The organism is Actinospica durhamensis (assembly GCF_018139695.1).
GTDB lineage: Bacteria > Actinomycetota > Actinomycetes > Streptomycetales > Catenulisporaceae > Actinospica > Actinospica durhamensis.
Map to the genome: position 1 here is coordinate 1 of NZ_JAGSOG010000174.1, position 18,751 is coordinate 18,751.

Consider the following 18,751-nt stretch of genomic DNA (forward strand, 5'->3'; position numbering starts at 1 on the left):
GCCCCGCCCCCCGCCACCGCGCCGAGCAGCCCGGCCAGCGCGGTGCGGCCGAGGCCCGCGAACACGCCGGCGCCCACCCGCCGGCGCACCGCGCGCAGCAGCAGGAGCCCGGCCAGCGTCATGCCGAGCGAGTTGCCCACCCCGAGCGCGGTGACCGGCTGCGAGTGCCAGGTGAAGATGAGCACGGCGTCCGCGGCGAAGACCACCAGCCAGCCGATCGAGGTGGCCACGGCCGCGTCCCGGCCGTGCCCGGAGGCGTAGAGCACCCGGCCGAGCAGCGCGATCGCCGCGTAGCCGAGCAGTCCGGGGGCGAAGGCGAGCAGCCCGTACGCCATCGTCGCGGCCCCTGGTCCGGTGCTGTGCGGCGCGATGAACAGGCTCGCCATCGGCCAGGCCACCGCGGTCAGCAGGCCCGCGCCGGCGAATCCGGCCAGCGTCACCGCGCGCGCCGTGGCCGCGATCCCGGCCCGGTAGGCCGCCCGGTCCTCGTCCTCGGCCAGCGCGGCCAGTTCGGTGAAGGCGCTGGTGGCGATCGGCACCACCAGGACCGCGTAAGGGAGCAGATACACCGCCCAGCTGAAGTTGTAGACGGTCAGCGCGCCGCCGGTCGGATCCGCGTAGTTGGTCAGGAACACCACGCCGAGCACCGCGCAGTTCTGGGCGATCAGGGTCACCATGCCGGCCGCGGCCAGCTGCCTGGCCTGGCGCGCCACCCCCGGGGCGAAGCGCAGCGTCGGGCGAAGCCGGAAGCCGGCCCGGCGCACGGCCGGGACCAGGCACAGCGCGAGCGTGGCCACCCCGAGCGTGGTGCCGATGCCGAGCAGCAGCCAGGCGCTGTCGGTCAGCGTGTCCAGGTCGTTCGCGGCGCCGGAGTCGAGCACTCCGAACGCGGAGTACGTGGTCACCATGACCAGGCTGGAGAGCAGCGGTGCGATCGCCGGGGAGAAGAAGCGCCGGTCGGCCTGCAGGGCCGCGGACAGCACGACCGCGACGCCGTACAACGGGATCTGCGGCATGAACAGGATCAGGAAGCGCCCGACCAGATCCGGGTAGGTGCCGGCCGGTCCGTGCGGCCCGGCGATGAGCGCGCCGAGGGGTATGGCGAGCCCGATCCCGAGCAGGCACAACGGCAGCAGCGCGCCGAGCGCCCAGGTCAGCAGTGCGGAGACGGTGCGCGAGGCGTAGGCCCGCTCCCCCCGGCCCAGCGGCCCGGCCAGCAGCGGCACCGCCACACCGGCCAGCGCGCCCCCGGCCACGATGTCGAAGATCGTGTTCGGGATCTGATTCGCCGAGTTGTACGCGTCGGCCAGGTCGCCGTGGCCGACGGTGTGCGAGAACACCAGGGTGCGCAGGAAGCCGAAGAGCCGGGAGAGCACGGTGACCCCCGCGATCATCGCCGCGGCCCGGGCCACCGAGGCGCCGGCGCCGCCGCCGAACGGGCCCGGCGGCGCGCTCTCGCGGTACGCGTCGTCCGGCTCGAGCAGCGGATCGTCGAGTCCGTGCGGCCCCGGCGCGTGCCGTTGCGGCTGCTCGGCCAGATGAACGGGCGGTGCCGGACGGGGTGGCTGCGGCTGCTCAGCCACGGGCGTCCGGATCGTGCGGCGGGCGCTCGGGCTCAATGGCGGGGGGTGGGGTGTCGGCGGCCGCGGCCGCGTCCTCGACCGCAGACTCGGAGCCGGCGGCGTCGGCCGACTCGGCCCGGGACTGCTGCGCGGGCAGCTTCGCCGCGGCCGCGGGCCGGCGGCCGAGCCGGTCGAGGGCGTCGAGCGGCGGGCAGGCCGCGATCAGCTTGGTGAAGGAGACCTTCTCGCTGGCCAGGGTGACCGCGGTGAGCGCGGCCGCGCGCCAGGCCAGTCCGGCCCGGGTGGCCCCGGCCGCCGCGGCCAGGCCGAGAACGGCGCCGAGCGCGTTGGCCCCGGCGTCGCCGAGCATCGCCCGCTCGCCGAGGTCCTCCGGCAGCAGCGCCGCCGCTGCCCCGAGCCCGGCCGCGCCGAGCGCCACCGCGCCGTTGTCCTCCGCGCCCGAGCGGGCACGGTTGACCAGGCCGGGGACCGAGGCCAGCGCGGCCGCCTTCACCGCCCGGCCGGGACGCAGATCCAGCAGGTTCGCCGCGTTCGCCGCGCCCGCCACCACGACCCCGGCCAGCGCCTTGTCCAGCACGCTGCCGCGCCGCACCAGCGCCCCGCAGGCCAGGCCGAGCGCGCCGATGCCGACCAGCTTCACGCCGCCGGTGGTCAGCTCGCCGCTTTTGAGGGCACTGAGATGCCCGCGCAGCCCGCGCCGGTCCGCGTTCCCGTAGAGGTCGTCGTAGGCGCCCAGGGCGCCCGCTCCGAGCGCGGCGGCCATCCCGGCCACCCGGGTGCGCGCAGCCAGTCCCGGCGCCAGCCACACCGCCGCGGCCGCCCCCGCCGCGTACGCCGGGCCCTCGAGCAGGGTGACCGGTTCGCCGCGGTGGTTGAGCCGGTTCCAGCGCTCCGGGGCGCACAGCGCGCCGGCGAATCCGCCGCCCGCGCCGCGTGTCCCGCCCGCACCGCCGTCGTGCCCGCCGCCCGGGCGCTTCGTGGTCAACCTGGCCGCCTCGCGCAGGCCGAGCCGGGCACCGGCCGCCCCCGCCGCCGCCGTCAGCAGTCCTGTGGCCGTCGCCTTGCGCATCGCCCGACCCGCTCTCCGCCTCATCGTTCCGTCTGCCCGCACCCGCACCGACCCGCCGATCAGCCGAGCCCGGCCAGATTCGGCGGGACCAGACCGTCGTTGTCGGTGCCCGTACCGTAGTGCCCGGCGACCGACGTTCCACCCTCCAGCAGCTCGGCGAGACAGAACACCGAGGCTACCTGGCCCATCACCGAGTCGGTGTCATCGACGGTGGGGATGTCGCGGGAGGCGGTGGCGTCCGCGATCACCGCGGCGATCAGCCCGCCCTTGTCCGCGGACTGCCCGGAACCGCCCACCATCGGCAGCGTCCCGCCCTTGCGCAGCGTCTCGGCCAGCGTCAGGTAGGCCTGGTTCTCGATGTCCGTGTTCGCGGTGGACGGCGCGGCGATGTAGGCCAGGTTCGCCTGCCCCCAGTCGGCCGGCTCCATGGCCATCGTGATCATGCCGTCGTTCTGGAAGTCCTTGAGCGTCTTGAGCGCCTCGCTCGCCGTCATCACGCCGAGCGCGCCGCTCGCGCCCGCGCCGGGCGACGCGGTGGCGGTCGGTGTCGCGGTGGCCCCCGGCGACGCGGTCGCGGTCGGCTTCGGGCTGCTCGAGGGCACCGTGGCGGGGCCGCCGCCGGGCTGCGCCGTGCTCAGCGCCTCCGCGAGCAGCTGCGCCGCCTGCTGCTGCACCGTCGTGCCGGTCAGCGTCTGGCCGCCCGGGGTGTGCGTGACGACCAGTTCGGACAGCTGCTGCTCGGACCCGGCGGCGGTGAACGCGGCGTTGACCGTGGTCTCGCTGCAGATCGAGGCGCCGGACTGCTTCTGCAGCATCGTGCTCACCGCGTTGAAGGAATCGCTGTCCGCCCCCGCGATCTGGATCACCGCCACGCAGCCGGCGTCGAGCTGATGGGCCACCAGACCCGCGGCGGTGGCCGAGATGTACTTGTCCCGCTGCTCGACCTCGTTCTTGAGCTCGGTGATCTGCCCCTGCTGGCTCTTGATCTGCGAGTTGGACTGGGCCAGGCTCCCGCGCAGGGAGTCGGCCAGGCCCTTGGACAGGATCGAGGCACCGATCACCAGGCCGACCGTCAGGGCCAGGAACACCGCCACGATCGACACGACGTGGTACCGGAAATCGATCACGAGAACAGTCCCTGCAGCCAGAAGACGAAGTTGTCCCAGTATCCGCGCAGCACTTCCCCGTACGCGCCGGCCCAGGGCGAGACCGCGACCGCGGCCACCAGCGTGACCAGGGCGGCGCCGATCAGCAGCAGCAGCGAACCGGAGGAGATCTGGCTGCGGTAGAGCCGGGAGACACCCTTCGCGTCGACCAGCTTGCCGCCCACCCGCTGGCGGGTCAGGAAGGTCGAGGCCATCCCGGAGCGGCCCTTGTCCAGGTACTCGATCAGCGTGGTGTGGGTGCCCACGGTCACGATCAGCTTGGCGCCCTTGTCGTCGGCGAGCAGCAGCGCGATGTCCTCGCTGGTGCCGGTGGCCGGGAAGACCACGCCGTCCAGGCCGAGCGCGTGCAGCCGGTCGAGGCCAGGGGCCTTGCCGTCCCGGTAGGCGTGCACCACCATCTCGGCCCCACAGGTCAGCGCCTTGTCGGAGACCGAGTCCATGTCGCCCACGATCAGGCCGGGCTTGTAGCCGGCCTCGAGGATGGCGTCGGCGCCCCCGTCCACCCCGATCAGCACCGGCCGGAACTCGCGGATGTAGGGGCGCAGCGCGGCGAGGTCCTCGCGGTAGTGGTAGCCGCGCACCACCACCAGCGCGTGCCGGTCGGACAGGTCGGTGCGGATGTCCGGCACGCCGACGCCGTCGAGCAGCAGCTCGCGTTCCTTCTGCAGGTACTCGAGGGTGTTCTCGACGAAGGTCTCGAGCTGCGCGGACAGTCCGAACCTGGCCTCGTCCATGGCGGCGAGCACGGTCTCGGTGTCGAGCAGCCGCCCGGCCGCGAGCGGGACCTCGCCGCGCAGCAGCACGTTGCCCTCGACCCGGACCCGCTCGCCCTCGCGGGCGATCCGGAACAGCTCCTCGCCGACCTCGTCGATCAGCGGGATCCCGGCGCCGACCAGGATCTCCGGGCCGGAGTTGGGGTAGCGGCCGGAGATGGAGGCGGCGGCGTTGAGCACGGCCGAGGGCCGGGCGGCCACCAGGGCCTCGGCCGCGATCCGGTCGATGTCCTCGTGGTCGATCAGCGCGATGTCGCCCGGGCGCAGCCGCTTGGTGAGGTTCTTGGTGCGCCGGTCCATCCGCAGCGTCTGTTCCCCGAACGGCGCGTCGGCCGCGCGCGCCTCGTCGGGTTCCTCGTTCTTGGCGCGCCGCGCGCGCGTGCTGCCGCTCATGGTTATCTCCCCCATCCTGCCAGGTCGAGGTGCCCGTACACTCCGTGGCGGCGCCTTCTCAGAGCCTCTTCACCGGGACGTGACCCGGCTGTGACCTGTCCGGCGGGGGCGGACCGGGACTCAGCGGGGGTTCGCGGCGCGCTCGGCCGCGGCCGCGTCGACGAGTTCGCGCGCGTGGTCCTTGGCCGAGTCGGACTCGGTGTGCCCGGAGAGCATCCGGGCGATCTCGGTGTGCCGGTCCGCGTCGGCCACGACGGTCACGTCCGAGGAGGTCACCGCGCCGGAGGTGTCCTTGGCCACCACCAGCTGCCGGTCCGCGAACGCGGCCACCTGCGGCAGGTGCGTGACCACGATGACCTGGCAGCTGCGGGCGAGCCGGGCCAGCCGCCGGCCCACCTCGATCGCGGCCTGCCCGCCGACGCCCTGGTCGACCTCGTCGAACACCAGCGTGGGCACCGGGTCGGCGCCGGCGAAGACCACCTCGATGGCCAGCATGACCCGGCTGAGCTCGCCGCCGGAGGCGCCCTTGGCGATCGGCAGGAACGGCGCGCCGGGGTGCGGGGCGAGCAGCAGCTCCACCTCGTCCCGGCCGAAGGGCCCGAACTCCTCGCGGGCGCTGACCCGCACCTCGATCCGGGCGTGCGGCATGGCCAGGGCGGCCAGTTCGGTGACCACGGCCGCGGCGAACGCGGCGGCGGCCTGCGTGCGCAGCTCGCTGACCTCGTCGGCGAGCGGGCCGAGCCGGCCGTGCAGCTCGTCCCTGCGCTCGGTCAGCTCGGCGATGCGCCCGTCGTCGCCCTCGAGCTCGCCGAGGCGCAGCGCGGCGCGCTCCCCCCAGGCGAGCACGGCGGAGACGGTGGCCTCGGTCTCGGCGTCGAGGTAGCGCCCGATGTGGCGGCACAGCGCGTCGAGGTCGGCCACCCGCTCGTGCGCGAACTCCAGCCGGGTCGGGTCGGCCTCGATCCCGGCCAGATATCCGGCCAGGTCGGCGGCGGACTCGGTCAGCTGCCAGTACAGGTCCTCGAGTCGGCCGGCCAGCGCCGCGAGCGCCGGGTCCTTGTCCTTCTCCGGCTCCAGCGCGCGGCGGGCCTGGTTGATCAGGGTCAGCGCGTCGCCCGCGGCGTCCGGGGAGTCCTGGGCGCTGAGCGCCTCGTGCGCGCGGGCGGCGGCCGTGCGCAGCGACTCGGCGCTGCCGAGCCGTCCGATCTCGGCGGCCAGCTCCTCGCGCTCGCCCTCGCGCGGCTCGGCCTTGTCGATCTCGGCCAGCCCGTAGCGCAGCGCGTCGGCCTCGCGGAAGCGTTCGGCGGCGCGGGTGGTCAGCTCGTCGAACTCGGCGCAGGCGGCCTTGTACTCGTTATAAGTAGCGCGGTACGCCCCGAGCGCGCCCAGCAGCGGCTCCCCGGCGTAGCGGTCGAGCGCGTCGCGCTGGCGGGCGGGTTGGCGCAGCAGCTGCTGGGAGGACTGGCCGTGCATGGCCACGAGGTCCTCGGCCAGGTCGGCGAGCACCGCCACCGGCACCGGCTGGCCGCCCAGGAACGCGCGCGAACCGCTGGAGCCGGCCGCGGCCACCGCGCGGTTGATCAGCAGTTCCGCCCGCTCCTCGCCCTCGGGCCCTGGATCGGCCGGGTCGAGCGCACCGCCGTACTCCCGCGCGCGTTTCGCCGCGCGCGAGGCCTCGCCGAGCTCCAGGCGTCCCTCGATCACGGCGCGCTCGACCCCGGGCCGCACCCGCCCGCTCTCGGCGCGATCGCCGAAGAGCAGTCCGAGCCCGGTCACCACCATGGTCTTGCCCGCGCCGGTCTCACCGGTGACGGCGTTGAAGCCCGGTGCGAATCGGAGAACCGCGTCCTCGATCACGCCGAGCCCGCGGATGCGCATCTGCTCCAGCACACAATGAGATTAGCCGGTTCCGACGGGTGCGCGCGGGCCCGGGCGGGCGATCACCCGTCCGGGTCGACTTGACGACAACTTGTCGGCAAGACAGGGGTGGCGCCAGACGTCGTGACCAGGTCGTGATATCGGTCTGGAAAGTCCGATTCGCCCCGGGAACGAAACAGACATACCCCTGCGCACTCCGACAATCCGTTCGGTGCCGGGCGGGCGGCGCCGGGCCACCGATATCGGCCTGGCGCAAAGGAATTCAGGCCACGGACTACCAGTGCGCCGGGAGAGACTGGCAAGGTAACGGTTCAGCCCGTCCATACCTCGTTCAGTCTGAGTTCTGCCCTCAGAAGGGATTGTGGGAGTCCATGAGCACCGCCACACATCGCGCGTCCAAGTTGGTCACGCCCCGAAAAGCCACCGCGGTCGCCGTGGTCGGACTGACCGCGGGGACGGTCGCGATGGTGCCGAGCTCCAGCCAGGCGACCACTCTGTCCCAGGCCAAGGCCCAGTACCTGGCCGACGAGGGCAAGGCCGAGGCGGCGGGCCAGGTCTACGACCAGCAGGAGCAGGCCTACGCGCAGCTCCAGCAGCGGATCAACGCCCTGCAGAACGAGATCAGCTCGCAGAACGAGGGCATCGCCAAGCTGGAGGCGACCGTCGGCTCCCAGGCCGCCGCGCAGTACCGCAACGGCGGTGTGGACGAGACGCTGGAGCTGACCCTCTCGGCCAGCCCCACCACCTACCTGGACAAGGTCTCCGGCGAGAACGAGATCGCCGCGCAGGAGGCCGAGCAGCTCAAGTCCCTCAAGTCGGACCAGGCCTCGCTCAAGCAGGAGCAGGCGCTCGCCGCGCAGCTGATCAAGCAGCAGCAGAGCGCGCTCGCCGCCGCCCAGTCGGCCAAGCAGCAGGCAGACGAGCTGAGCAAGGAAGCCCAGGCGCTCGTCGCCGAGCTGACTCCGGCGGAGCAGCAGCAGATGAACATCGGCAGCGGCGGGATGTGGACGCACTTCAGCGGCACCCTGCCCGTCGTCACCGGCCGCAACGCGATAGCCGTCGACTACGTCGAGTCCAAGCTGGGCGACTCCTACGTCTACGGCGGCAACGGACCGAACGTCTTCGACTGCTCCGGGCTCATGCAGGAGGCGTGGCTGGCCGCGGGCGTTTCGCTGCCGCGCACCTCCTTCGAGATGTGGGACACCGAGACGCACATCTCCCGTTCCCAGCTGCAGCCCGGCGACCTGATCTACTTCCTCGAGCCGGGGGCCTCCGCCAGTGACGGACCCGGCCACGTGGGCATGTACATCGGCAACGGCATGATGATCCACGCCACCCACCCCGGCTCCTACGTCCAGTGGGCCTCGATCGACCCGAGCTCGGTGTACTACGTCAACATGACGATCCTGGGCTACTCGACCGTCTGACCCCGAGACTCGACCGGCCGGGTCGCGGCGTACACACCCGCCGCGACGCCGGCCGCGCAGCACAGTCCCGCCAGGATCACCGCGTAGCCCCCGGCCAGAGTGCACAGCAGCACGACCGCGGCGTTGGCCGGCATCAGCGCCTGCGCGTAGCCGCGCTTGAAGTAGCGGGCCTGGAAGAGCCACACGGCGAGGTAGAACACCGCCGTCGGCACCGTGACCGCGGCCGCCGCGAGCCGGGCCGAGATGTGGTCGTTCCCGGTGGTCCACGCCGCGCCCACCTCCATCCCCGCGCCGATCGCGGCGGCGGAGGCGAACACGAAGTAGTGCCCGTAGCCCCACACGAACGGCGAGTGCTGACGCGCCAGCAGATCGCCCATCTCGTGGGCGAAGTAGAGCCACCAGGCCGCGAACACGATCAGCAGGCCGCCGAACGCGAGGGCGAGCAGCTCCTTGAGGTCGTCCTGCGCCACCGTCGCCTCCTGCACCGCGACCGTGGCCGCGGACACCGTCTCACCCAGCACGATCAGCGTGAAGAGCCCGTAGCGCTCGGCGATGTGGTGCGGATGGAACGGGATCGGCCTTGCCCGCCCGGCCCAGTACGGCACCGCGATCTCGGCGGCGGCCAGCAGGCCGAATCCGAGGTCGAAGTCCACCGGCGCGTGCACGAACTGCAGCGCCACCCACAGCGCCTGGATCACCAGCACGCCCGAACCCCACCGCGCCGCCGTCCCGCGCAGCTCCGGATTGTCGCGGTGGACCCGCAGCCACTGCGAGCAGAAGGCCAGGCGCACCACCACGTACCCGACGACCATGAGGTGGAAGTCGCCGTGCTCGAACGCCCGCGGCACCGCGGCCGCGATGACCAGCGATCCGGCGATCTGCACGAAGGTGGCGAGCCGGAACGGGATGTCGTCGGGGTCGAAGGCGGTGGCGAACCAGGAGTAGTTCATCCACGGCCACCACACCGCGAAGAAGACCGCCGCGTACGAGGCCAGCCCGTGCCCGACCTCCCCCGCGCCCACCGCGTGCGCCAGCTCCCGCCCGGCCTGGCCCACCGCGACGACGAAGCAGAGGTCGAAGAACAACTCGAGCGGCGTGGAGACCCGGTGGCTCTCGTCCGTCTCCCTGGCCCGCACCGCGCCGGAGGGCCGCATGAGCCCGGGGACACGCACCATCCGGCCAGTGTCCCAGACCGTGCCAGAACACTGTGGCACCCGCCCGCGCGGACGCGCCGTCGCGGCCGTGGTCGTGCGTGCTGCCCGGGCCCGCTGCCGGCGCACGCTGCCCGGGCCCGGCGACCTCGCCGTCCACGGTGGGCGCCGCGCCGGGGCGGCCTCCTCGCCGCGCCCGCGATCGGCTGAGGGTCTGAGGCCTTCGCCCCACGCCCCACGCCTAACGGACCGCGCGCCACCCGTCCACCGGCAGCGCGAACTTCGCCACCAGCCGGTCGGTGAACGGCGCCTGGTGCAGCCGGGCCAGGCGCACCGGGTGCTCGCCGCGCCGCACCTCGATCCGGGCCCCCGGCGGCAGCGTGAGCGTGCGCCGCCCGTCGCACCACAGCACACCGGAGCCCTCGTGCCCGTGCCCCTGCTCGAACTCCTCGGTGGTGCCGCTGGACGAGTCCATGCTGGGCCTGGTCACGTGCTCGAGCCCGGCCCCGTCCTGCACGTTGATCGCGAGCAGCGAGGTCGGCGCGGCCATCAGCGGCCGGGCGAACAGGGCGTGCGCGGAGATCGGCACCAGCAGCAGCGCGTCCACCCCGGGCCACACGATCGGGCCGCCGGCCGAGAACGCGTACGCGGTGGACCCGGTGGGCGTCGCGCAGATGACGCCGTCGCAGCCCCAGCGCGAGAGCGGCCGCCCGTCGATCTCGACCAGCACCTCGAGCATCCGCTCGCGCGAGCGCTTCTCCACCGACGCCTCGTTCAGCGCCCAGGTCTGCCCGACCAGCCGGCCGGCCTGGGTCACCCGCACGTCGAGGGTCATCCGCTCCTCGACCTCGTAGCGGTGCTCGACGATGCGCTCGACCACCTCGTGCAGGTCCTCGAGCTCGGCCTCGGCCAGGAACCCGACCCGCCCGAGGTTGACCCCGAGCAGCGGGATGTCGGCCATCCGGGCCAGCTCGGCCCCGCGCAGCAGCGTCCCGTCGCCGCCGAGCACGACCACGAGCTCGCAGCCCTCGACCGCGTGCCGGTCCTCGGGCACGATCCAGCTGCCCGGCTCCCCGACCTCGAGCCGGTCGAGCTCGACCTCGGGCTCCAGCATGCGCACGCCGATCCCGGCCACGGCCAGCCAGTGCGCGACCTTGCGCGCGGCATCGCGGGCCTCACTGCGCCCGGTGTGGGTGATGAGCAGGACGGTGCGCTGCGGCTCGTTCACCGGTCTTCCCTTCGAGCGGCGGGTTTGCGTAGGCCAGTCGCGCCCGGCGCGCACCCCACGCCCGCTGCGGGCGGCACCGACGCCGCAGACGCCACGGACGGCAGGTACGGCACGGAGGGCACGCACGACTCGGGCCGGCTCGAGCGGCGCGACGGGTGGGCTCCGGCTCTCGGCCTCACGCCGGACAGTACGCCATCAGCGCCCCGCGTGACACGATCCCCGAGAACTCGACGGAATCCGGACAGCGGTGACGGCGGTGACGGCGGTGACAGCAGTGCGGTGAGGTCGGCCGACACCCTGCCCGATCCGGACGCCGACGCTGTGGAGTCCACCCGAACCCAGCGCGATCCAGACGTCGACACGATGAGGTCCGTCCGAACCCGCCGCGATTCGGAGGCCGGCACCGTCAGGTCCAACCGAACCCCGCGTGATCCCGACGCCATGAGGTCCACCGGCACCCGGCCCGATCCGGACACCGACGCTGTGGAGTCCGCCCGAACCCGGCACGATCCGGACACCGACGCGGTGGGCTCTGCCGGAACCCGGCGCGATCCGGACGCGCGTGCGCGTCTCGCCGCCGGCCTCATCGCCATCGCGGTCTCCTTCCGCACCGTCGTCCGCACACTGGTCCGCACTGCGCCGTCACTCCCGAGAAACCGTCCGGACCCGCCGGTCCGCACTCTCCCTCTTACCTTCTTACTCCGGCCTGCTTCCCCACTTCGTCCCGTACCCCGTCACGACTCACGACTCCTCGTCCGCGGCTGCCGCGTCCGCGTCCCTGCCCCGGTCCCCGTCCCCGCTTTCGCCGCCGTCCCCGCCGTCCGCACTCTCGGTAGCCGCCGCCGTCCTCTTGCCCGCGCCCGCCGCTGTACCCGCCGGTCCCTCGGCCACGGCCCGGGCCAGGTCCTGCTCCCGCAGCGGCGCCGCGCCGCGACGCAGCCACAGGAAGTACTCCACGTTCCCGCTCGGTCCGGGCAGCGGGCTGGCCGTCACCCCGCGCACGCCGAGGCCGAGCCCGGCCGCCGACTCGGCGATCGTGCGTACCGCCTCCGCGTGCAGCGCGGGGTCGCGCACCACGCCGCCGGTGCCGAGGCGTTCCCGGCCGACCTCGAACTGCGGCTTGACCATCAGCGCGAGGTCCGCGTCCGGCAGGGCACAGCGCACGAGGGCGGGCAACACCAGCGTCAGAGAGATGAACGAAAGATCCCCCACCACGAGTTCCACCGGCTCGCCGCCGATCTGATCGAGGGTCAGTTCGCGCACATTCGTGCGGTCCACCACGACCACCCGCGGATCGTTCTGCAGCTCCCACACCAGCTGTCCGTACCCGACGTCCACCGCGACCACCTGCCGCGCGCCCGCACGCAGCAGCACGTCGGTGAACCCGCCGGTGGACGCACCTGCGTCCAGGCAGCGGCGGCCTTCCACCCGCAGCCCGTCCGGTCCCGCGCCGAAGGCCTCGAGCGCGCCGGCCAGCTTGTGTCCGCCGCGCGAGGCGTACTCCGGGGCGCCGGCGGGCGCGGCGGCCACCACGATCGCGGCCGAGGTCTCCACCTGTGTCGCCGCCTTGGCCGCCCGCTGCCCGCCGACGGTGACCCGTCCGGCCGCGATCAGCTCCACCGCCTGCTCCCGGGACCGGGCCAGCCGGCGCCGGACCAACTCCGCGTCGAGACGCCGACGCGCCTGCGCTGCCATGGTCTGCTCTGTCTCTTCCGTCGTCCCGGGCGCTACGCGGCCGTCTTGTCCTTCACACTTGCCAGGCTTTGCCCGAGCCGCGCTCAGCGGCCCAGGTCGGCCAGTGCCTCCTGCAACCGCTGGTGCACGCCGTCGTAGACCTCGGGGTGCTGCTCGGTCGGCCGCTCGGCCAGCTCCCGCAGCCGCTCGAGCGCGTCGTCGACCGCTTCGTCCCCGGTGGGCTCGAGTTCCGGGAACGGGGTGTCGGCCTGGGCCTGCGGCAGCTCGGCGATCTCGGGGCTGTTCATGGAACGACGGTATCGCGTGCGACCGACAACCGGGATGTGTAGGGTGCCATGCGTGGCGACCAAGGATGAATGCGCGGCGGCGCTCGAACGTCTCGCGGCCAAGATGGGCGGCCTCGACGACGATCGGCGCACGCGCAACAACGTCGAACGCACGGTCAGCTGCACGGTGCCGGACCTCGCGGTCGCCTTCCACGGCCGGCTCAAGGACGCCCGGCTGCTCGACGTCGTGTCCTACGACGATGTCAGCCTGTTGCCGCAGGCGCAGATCCGGCTGACCATCCCGAGCGACGACCTGCCCGCCCTGGTGGACGGGCGGCTGAACTTCGTGCAGGCGTGGACGTCCGGCCGGATCAAGGTCGGCGCGTCCGTCGGCGACCTGTTCCGCCTGCGCAAGGTCTTCTGAGCGGCCGTCAGGCCTGGGGCTTGAGCAGAGCCCTGAGGTCGTCGGCGACGTAGGTGGCCCGGTGCGGACCGTCCGCCGCCTCGGCCTGCTCGCGCGTGGTGACGCCGGTGAGCACGAGCAGCGAGTCCACCCCGGCCCGGTTGGCGCCCTCGATGTCGGTGTCGAGCCGGTCCCCGACCACCAGCGGCCGCTCGGCCTTGGTGCGCAGCATGGTCTCCCGGTGCAGCGCGATCTCCGGCTTCCCGGCGACCTGCGGCCACTGGCCCGGGCACGCCTTGGCCACGGCCGTGACCAGCGCGCCGTTGCCGGGGGCGATACCGCGGGCGGTGGGCATGGTCAGGTCGGTGTTGGCGGCGAACCAGGGCACGCCGCGCTGCACGGCGTAGGCGATCTCGGCCAGCTCCGCCCAGCTGGTGTCCGGCCGGTAGCCCTGCACCGCCGCGGCCGGAGCGTCGTCGGCGGAGGTGACCGGGACCAGGCCGCGCTCCTCCAGCGCCACCCGGAGCCCCTCGCCGCCGACCATCAGCACCTTGGCGCCGGCCGGCACCGCCTCGGCGATCATCCGGGCGACCGCCTGGGCCGCGGTGACCACGTCCTGCGGCGTGGCCGGCAGCCCCAGCGCGACCAGGTGCTCGGCCACGGCGTCCGGGGTGCGCGAGGCGTTGTTGGTGACGTACGCCAGGTGCATGCCCATCTCGGCCGCCTCCAGCAGCGCGGAGACGGCGTGCGGCACGGCGTCGGCGCCGCGGTAGACCACGCCGTCGAGGTCGAGCAGGGCGGTGTCGTAGCGGCGGGCGAGCGGCAGTGTCGAGTCTTGGGTCACGCCTCGATCCTACTGAGGTGCCCCCCGGCCCCGCACGGCAGCGTACGGGCCCGTACAACCCGCCCGGGCCCCCGCGGGCCCGGGCGTCACCCGCGAGGCCCCAGGACCCGCCCTGGCGGGTTAGCGCTGCCCCTGCGGCGGCCGGTGGGCGTGGGCCCGGGCGGTCGCCCTGGCTCCGCGCAGCGCGAGCGTGTAGTAGTTCACGTCCGGCCGCATCGCCGCGGCCGCGGCCAGGTGTTCGACCGCCAGGTCGAACTGCCCCAGCTTGGCGGCGGAAAGGCCCCAGCCGAACTGCGCGTAGTCGTCGTCGGGGTCTTCCTCGACCAGGCGCTGGAAGGAGCCGACTGCCTCGTCGTACTGCTCGGAGTCGAACTGTGCGCGGGCCAGGGCCTCGAGCACGGACCGGGAGTGCGGAACCCGGGCGGCCGCCCGGCGCAGCACCTGGGAGGCGGTGGCCGGATCGCCCTCGTCGAGCAGTTGCACGCCTCGCTGGTACCAGTCGAGGACCTCGCCGCTGGGCAGGCCCCGCTCCTGCTCGCCCGGCTCGTCCAGCCAGCCGTCCTCACCCTGCTGCCGCTCGCCCGCCATCATCCCGCGCCTCCTGCCGTCGCGTCAGCCGATCCCGAATGGTCGGTGGTTCCGTGACTACCTGTAGAGCCGTACCTTCCCCGCTCCTCGTGCGCTCGATGCCTACTTCTCTGCCACACCACCCGTTCACCGGAGGGGCACGGTCCCCTTTAGCATTTCGCTATGACCGCCGAGCTTGCCGCCGACACGCCGAACCGCCTCGTCCTTTCGCCGTTTCGCGGACTGCGCTTCACCGGCGCCGCGGACCCGGCGGCCGTGATCAGCCCGCCCTACGACATGATCGACCACGACCAGGCCCAGCGGCTCGCGGAGGGCGACGCGCACAACATCGTCCGCGTGATCCTGCCCGAGCTGGACGAGCCCGACCCGCGCCAGCGCTACCGCCGGGCCGCCCGCACGCTGCGGGAATGGCGCGATGAGGGCCTGATGACCCTCGACGGGCAGCCGGCCCTGTACGTCTACGAACAGCGCGTCCCGGACGGCCCCGACGGGCCCGGGGCACTCCAGCGTGGCCTGATCGGCGCAATGCTGCTGCCGAACTCGGCGGACGGCGGCCCGGTGCATCCGCACGAGGACGTGGTGGACGCGGTGGTCCAGGACCGCCGCTCGCTGATGTACGCGCTGGGGGCCAATCCCGAGCCGATCCTGCTCGCCTATCAGGGTGAAGGCGCCGCGTCCGCGCTGGTGGAGCGCACGGCCGAGCAGGAGGCGCCGCTGGTCGAGGCCACCGGGGCGGACGGCGTACGCCACCGGATGTGGGCGGTCTCGGACACCGCGCAGCTCGCCGCCGTGGCCGAGGACCTGGCCGGACGCGAGGCGCTGATCGCGGACGGCCACCACCGCTACGCGGCCTACCGCGAGCTGGCCGCGCTCGGCCGCGCGGGCACCGAGCACGGCCTGGCGCTGCTGGTGAACACCGAGCGCCACCCGCTGCGGGTCAAGGGCATCCACCGCTGGCTGCCCGACCTGCCGGCCGCGCACGCCGTCCACGAGGCGCAGCAGTGGTTCACCGTGGAACGGGTGGACGGCGGCTACCGGGGCGCGCTGGACGCGCTGGAGGCGGCCGACCGGGACGCCGTCGCGCTCGCCGTGGTCGCCGGGCACGACGCCTGGCTGCTGACCGACCCGGACCCGAAGCTGCTCGCCGAGCACGTGCCGCAGGACCGCCCGGAGGCCTGGCGAGCGCTGGACGCGACGGTGCTGCACCACGCGCTGGCCGTCGGCGTCTGGTCGATACCCGACACGGCGCAGAGCATCCGCTACGACCACGACGCGCGCAGCGCCGTGACCGAGGCCTACCGCCACTCCGGCATCGCGGTGCTGCTGCGCCCCGTGCCCGAGGCGACCGTGCACGAACTGGCCGCGGCGGGCGTCATGCTGCCGCGCAAGTCCACCTCGTTCTCCCCGAAGCCCGCCACCGGCCTGGTGCTGCGCCTGCTCGACGAAGAGAGCTGAGAGCCGGCGCGCCGGCGAAAACGAAGGTGCCCCTGGCGGCCGCTCGGGTGAGCGGCCGCCAGGGGCACCTGTACTACCAGCCGTCTTTACTGCTCTTCGTCCTCGATGCCGGCCTCGAGCTCCGCCGCGTCGAGTCGAGGCGCGGCGTCCTCGAACTCTTCGTCGTCGTCCTCGTCTTCGTCGTCTTCGTCGTCGAGGTCGTCGTCCTCGTCCTCGTCGTCGAACTCTTCGTCGTCGTCCTCGTCATCCTCGTCGTCGAACTCGTCCTCGAGCTCGTCGGCGTCGGCGGCCGCGACCTCGCCGGTCTCGCCCTCCTCGCCGAAGACGACGCCGTCGAGCTCCGCGATGCGGTCCTCGGCGTCGGTGATGCCGTCGGTGTCGGCCTCGGCCGCGCGGGCGAACCACTCGCGGGCCTCGGTCTCGCGGTCGGCCTCGAGCAGCGCGTCCGCGTAGGCGTAGCGCAGCCGCGCGGTCCACGGCTCGATCTGGGCCGGGGTCAGGTCGGCGCCCTGGAGCATGGCCACGGCCGCGTCCACCTGGCCCAGGTCGCGCCGCGCGCCGGCGGCGACGATGCGCAGCTCGATCTGGGTGCCCTTGTCGAGCTCCTTGGCCTCGGGCGCCTGCGCCATCTCCAGCGCCTTCTCCGGACGGCCGAGCCCGCGCTCGCAGTCGGCCATCACGGCCCACTGGTGGTTGGATCCGGTGATCCGGCGGGCCGCACGCAGCTCGGCGAGGGCCTCGGCGTAGCGGTCGGACAGGTAGGCGGTCAGGCCGAGCGCCTCGCGGGTCGCGGCCAGGCGCGGCGCGAGCTGCTGAGCCGAACGGGCGTACTGGTAGGCCTTCTCCGGGTCCTCGTCGATCAGACGCCCGGCCATCACCAGGTGGCTGCCGACGAGCTGGGCCTTCATGCGCACGAGGGTGCGCAGCTCGGCGCGGATGTCGTCGTCGAGGTCGTTGAGGTCGATGTCCTCGGGCAGGTCGAGGTGCGGCGTCTGCTCACCCTCGGGCGCCGCCTGGGCCGGCCGCTCCTCACGACGCTGGAACCCGCCACGGTCGCCACCGGCGCTGCGGTCGCGGTCACCGAACGAGGGGCGGTCACCGCCACGGTCGTCGCGACGCTGGAACCCGCCGCGGTCGCCACCGGCGCTCCGGTCACGGTCACCGAACGAGGGGCGGTCGCCACCGCGGTCGTCGCGACGCTGGAACCCGCCGCGGTCGCCACCGGCGCTCCGGTCACGGTCACCGAACGAGGGACGGTCGCCACCACGGTTGTCACGCTGCTGGAAACCACCACGGTCGCCACCGGCGCTCCGGTCACGGTCGCCGTAGGACGGACGACGGTCACCGTACGACGGGCGGTCGCCACCACGGTCATCGCGACGCTGGAAACCACCACGGTCGCCACCGGTGCTGCGGTCACGGTCGCCGTAGGACGGACGGTCCCCGCCACGGTTGTCGCGCTGCTGGAAGCCACCACGGTCGCCACCGGCGCTGCGGTCACGGTCGCCGTAGGACGGACGACGGTCACCGTACGACGGGCGGTCGCCACCACGGTTGTCGCGCTGCTGGAACCCGCCACGGTCTCCGCCACGGTTGTCACGCTGCTGGAAGCCGCCGCGGTCGCCACCGGTGCTGCGGTCACGGTCGCCGTAGGACGGACGACGGTCACCGTACGAGGGACGGTCGCCACCACGGTTGTCACGCTGCTGGAACCCGCCGCGGTCGCCACCGGCGTTGCGGTCACGGTCACCGTACGAGGGACGGTCGCCACCACGGTTGTCACGCTGCTGGAACCCGCCACGGTCCCCGCCACGGTCATCGCGACGCTGGAACCCGCCGCGGTCACCGCCGGTGCTGCGGTCACCGTACGACGGACGGTCCCCGCCGCGGTTGTCACGCTGCTGGAAGCCACCGCGGTCGTCGCGACGCTGGAACCCGCCGCGGTCGCCACCGGCGTTGCGGTCACGGTCACCGTACGAGGGGCGGTCCCCGCCGCGGTTGTCGCGCTGCTGGAAACCACCACGGTCCCCGCCACGGTCATCGCGACGCTGGAACCCACCGCGGTCGCCACCGGTGCTGCGGTCACGGTCGCCGTAGGACGGACGACGGTCACCGTACGAGGGACGGTCTCCGCCACGGTTGTCGCGCTGCTGGAAGCCACCGCGGTCGCCACCGGTGCTGCGGTCACGGTCACCATAGGACGGGCGATCTCCGCCGCGGTTGTCGCGCTGCTGGAAACCACCACGGTCCCCGCCACGGTCATCACGACGCTGGAACCCACCGCGGTCACCGCCGGTGCTGCGGTCACGGTCGCCGCCGTACGACGGACGGTCGCCGCCGCGCGCGCGGTCGTCCCGGGCGGGACGGCCGGCGCCGCGCTCGTTGCGCTCGCCCCGGTTGCCCTGGTCGCCGCGGTCCGAGCGTGACTGTCCGGCCACGCGCTTGCTGTTCCCCGAAGGGCGGCCCGTCATAGGACGCTTGGGGCGGCCGGAAGAGGAAGTAGACATGCGCGTGAGGCTCCTGTCGTGGCGTATGGAAGAACGTCTCGTGAATCGATCAAGACTGCGCCTAGACGCATCCCCCCATTCTCCCCCACTGTCCGCGCCGATGGCCAATCGCCCAGACACGGGCATGCGGGCACGAATGAGCGGTTGGGGTGACGCGCCTGCGGGCCCCCGACCGGCACGGTCGGGGGTCAAATGCCCGTAGGCCCCTGACCATTGCTGGTCGGGGGCCTACAGGGCTTACGTGTAGTGCGGCGGCGTCCTACTCTCCCACCAGGTCTCCCTGGCAGTACCATCGGCGCTGGCGGGCTTAGCTTCCGGGTTCGGG

At 73.4% G+C, this 18,751-nt stretch carries 15 protein-coding genes, 1 rRNA gene and 1 pseudogene; 4 read left to right on the forward strand and 13 right to left on the reverse strand.

Annotated elements, in window-relative coordinates:
• The 5 genes from murJ to recN form a co-directional block, all read right to left on the reverse strand.
• Positions 1 to 1,583: murein biosynthesis integral membrane protein MurJ (gene murJ, locus KDL01_RS27125; RefSeq protein WP_212531451.1), on the reverse strand; the 1,583-nt coding region annotated here is incomplete at its 3' end.
• On the reverse strand, positions 1,576 to 2,652 hold the full coding sequence (locus KDL01_RS27130) for a hypothetical protein (protein ID WP_212531452.1): 1,077 nt from the start codon (positions 2,650 to 2,652) through the stop codon (positions 1,576 to 1,578). The genes KDL01_RS27130 and murJ, both read right to left, overlap by 8 nt.
• Positions 2,653 to 2,711: 59 nt before the next feature.
• On the reverse strand, positions 2,712 to 3,779 hold the full coding sequence (locus tag KDL01_RS27135; RefSeq protein WP_212531453.1) for a copper transporter: 1,068 nt from the start codon (positions 3,777 to 3,779) through the stop codon (positions 2,712 to 2,714).
• Positions 3,776 to 4,984 carry a putative cytokinetic ring protein SteA gene (gene steA, locus KDL01_RS27140; protein ID WP_212531454.1) on the reverse strand — a complete coding sequence of 403 codons (1,209 nt, stop codon included), beginning with the start codon at positions 4,982 to 4,984 and terminating at the stop codon, positions 3,776 to 3,778. The genes KDL01_RS27135 and steA overlap by 4 nt, the downstream gene beginning before the upstream one ends.
• Before the next feature lie 120 nt (positions 4,985 to 5,104).
• Positions 5,105 to 6,862, reverse strand: a complete 1,758-nt coding sequence (gene recN / locus KDL01_RS27145; RefSeq protein ID WP_212531465.1) for a DNA repair protein RecN — start codon at positions 6,860 to 6,862, stop codon at positions 5,105 to 5,107.
• A 371-nt stretch (positions 6,863 to 7,233) separates the two neighbouring features.
• Between recN and KDL01_RS27150 the strand changes: the two genes are divergently transcribed.
• The gene (locus KDL01_RS27150; protein ID WP_212531455.1) at positions 7,234 to 8,289 is read left to right on the forward strand and encodes a C40 family peptidase; all 1,056 of its coding nucleotides are present in this window, start codon (positions 7,234 to 7,236) and stop codon (positions 8,287 to 8,289) included.
• On the opposite strand, the gene KDL01_RS27155 is transcribed toward KDL01_RS27150, so the two are convergent.
• From KDL01_RS27155 to KDL01_RS27170, 4 genes are all read right to left on the reverse strand, one after another.
• Positions 8,274 to 9,464, reverse strand: coding sequence for a low temperature requirement protein A (locus tag KDL01_RS27155; RefSeq protein WP_212531456.1), 1,191 nt, complete (start codon positions 9,462 to 9,464; stop codon positions 8,274 to 8,276). The two genes, KDL01_RS27150 and KDL01_RS27155, sit on opposite strands and share 16 nt — an antisense overlap.
• Positions 9,465 to 9,681: 217 nt before the next feature.
• Entirely contained in the window at positions 9,682 to 10,668 is a 987-nt protein-coding gene (locus tag KDL01_RS27160; protein ID WP_212531457.1) for an NAD kinase, read from the reverse strand.
• A 741-nt stretch (positions 10,669 to 11,409) separates the two neighbouring features.
• Positions 11,410 to 12,363: a TlyA family RNA methyltransferase gene (locus KDL01_RS27165; RefSeq protein ID WP_212531458.1), complete on the reverse strand. Its 954-nt coding sequence runs from the start codon at positions 12,361 to 12,363 to the stop codon at positions 11,410 to 11,412.
• An 83-nt stretch (positions 12,364 to 12,446) separates the two neighbouring features.
• On the reverse strand, positions 12,447 to 12,650 hold the full coding sequence (locus KDL01_RS27170; protein WP_212531459.1) for a hypothetical protein: 204 nt from the start codon (positions 12,648 to 12,650) through the stop codon (positions 12,447 to 12,449).
• A 52-nt stretch (positions 12,651 to 12,702) separates the two neighbouring features.
• Here KDL01_RS27170 and KDL01_RS27175 point away from each other — a divergent pair, with 52 nt between their 5' ends.
• Positions 12,703 to 13,053, forward strand: coding sequence for a sterol-binding protein (locus KDL01_RS27175; RefSeq protein WP_212531460.1), 351 nt, complete (start codon positions 12,703 to 12,705; stop codon positions 13,051 to 13,053).
• A gap of 13 nt (positions 13,054 to 13,066) precedes the next feature.
• On the opposite strand, the pseudogene KDL01_RS27180 reads toward KDL01_RS27175, so the two are convergent.
• Together KDL01_RS27180 and KDL01_RS27185 are read right to left on the reverse strand one after the other, a co-directional pair.
• Positions 13,067 to 13,876, reverse strand: a pseudogene (locus tag KDL01_RS27180) (HAD-IIA family hydrolase); the annotation flags it as partial.
• A gap of 120 nt (positions 13,877 to 13,996) precedes the next feature.
• Entirely contained in the window at positions 13,997 to 14,467 is a 471-nt protein-coding gene (locus tag KDL01_RS27185; RefSeq protein WP_246577056.1) for a tetratricopeptide repeat protein, read from the reverse strand.
• A 159-nt stretch (positions 14,468 to 14,626) separates the two neighbouring features.
• Here KDL01_RS27185 and KDL01_RS27190 point away from each other — a divergent pair, with 159 nt between their 5' ends.
• Positions 14,627 to 15,919 (forward strand): DUF1015 domain-containing protein, encoded by a 1,293-nt coding sequence (locus KDL01_RS27190; protein ID WP_212531462.1) that lies wholly within the window; start codon positions 14,627 to 14,629, stop codon positions 15,917 to 15,919.
• Between the two features lie 86 nt (positions 15,920 to 16,005).
• Here the strand turns inward: KDL01_RS27190 and KDL01_RS27195 are convergent, their stop codons facing one another.
• Positions 16,006 to 16,827, reverse strand: a complete 822-nt coding sequence (locus KDL01_RS27195) for a tetratricopeptide repeat protein (RefSeq protein WP_212531463.1) — start codon at positions 16,825 to 16,827, stop codon at positions 16,006 to 16,008.
• Here KDL01_RS27195 and KDL01_RS27200 point away from each other — a divergent pair.
• On the forward strand, positions 16,801 to 18,345 hold the full coding sequence (locus KDL01_RS27200) for a hypothetical protein (protein WP_212531464.1): 1,545 nt from the start codon (positions 16,801 to 16,803) through the stop codon (positions 18,343 to 18,345). The genes KDL01_RS27195 and KDL01_RS27200 overlap by 27 nt on opposite strands.
• A 327-nt stretch (positions 18,346 to 18,672) precedes the next feature.
• On the opposite strand, the gene rrf is transcribed toward KDL01_RS27200, so the two are convergent.
• A 5S ribosomal RNA gene (gene rrf, locus KDL01_RS27205) occupies positions 18,673 to 18,751 on the reverse strand; the annotation flags it as partial.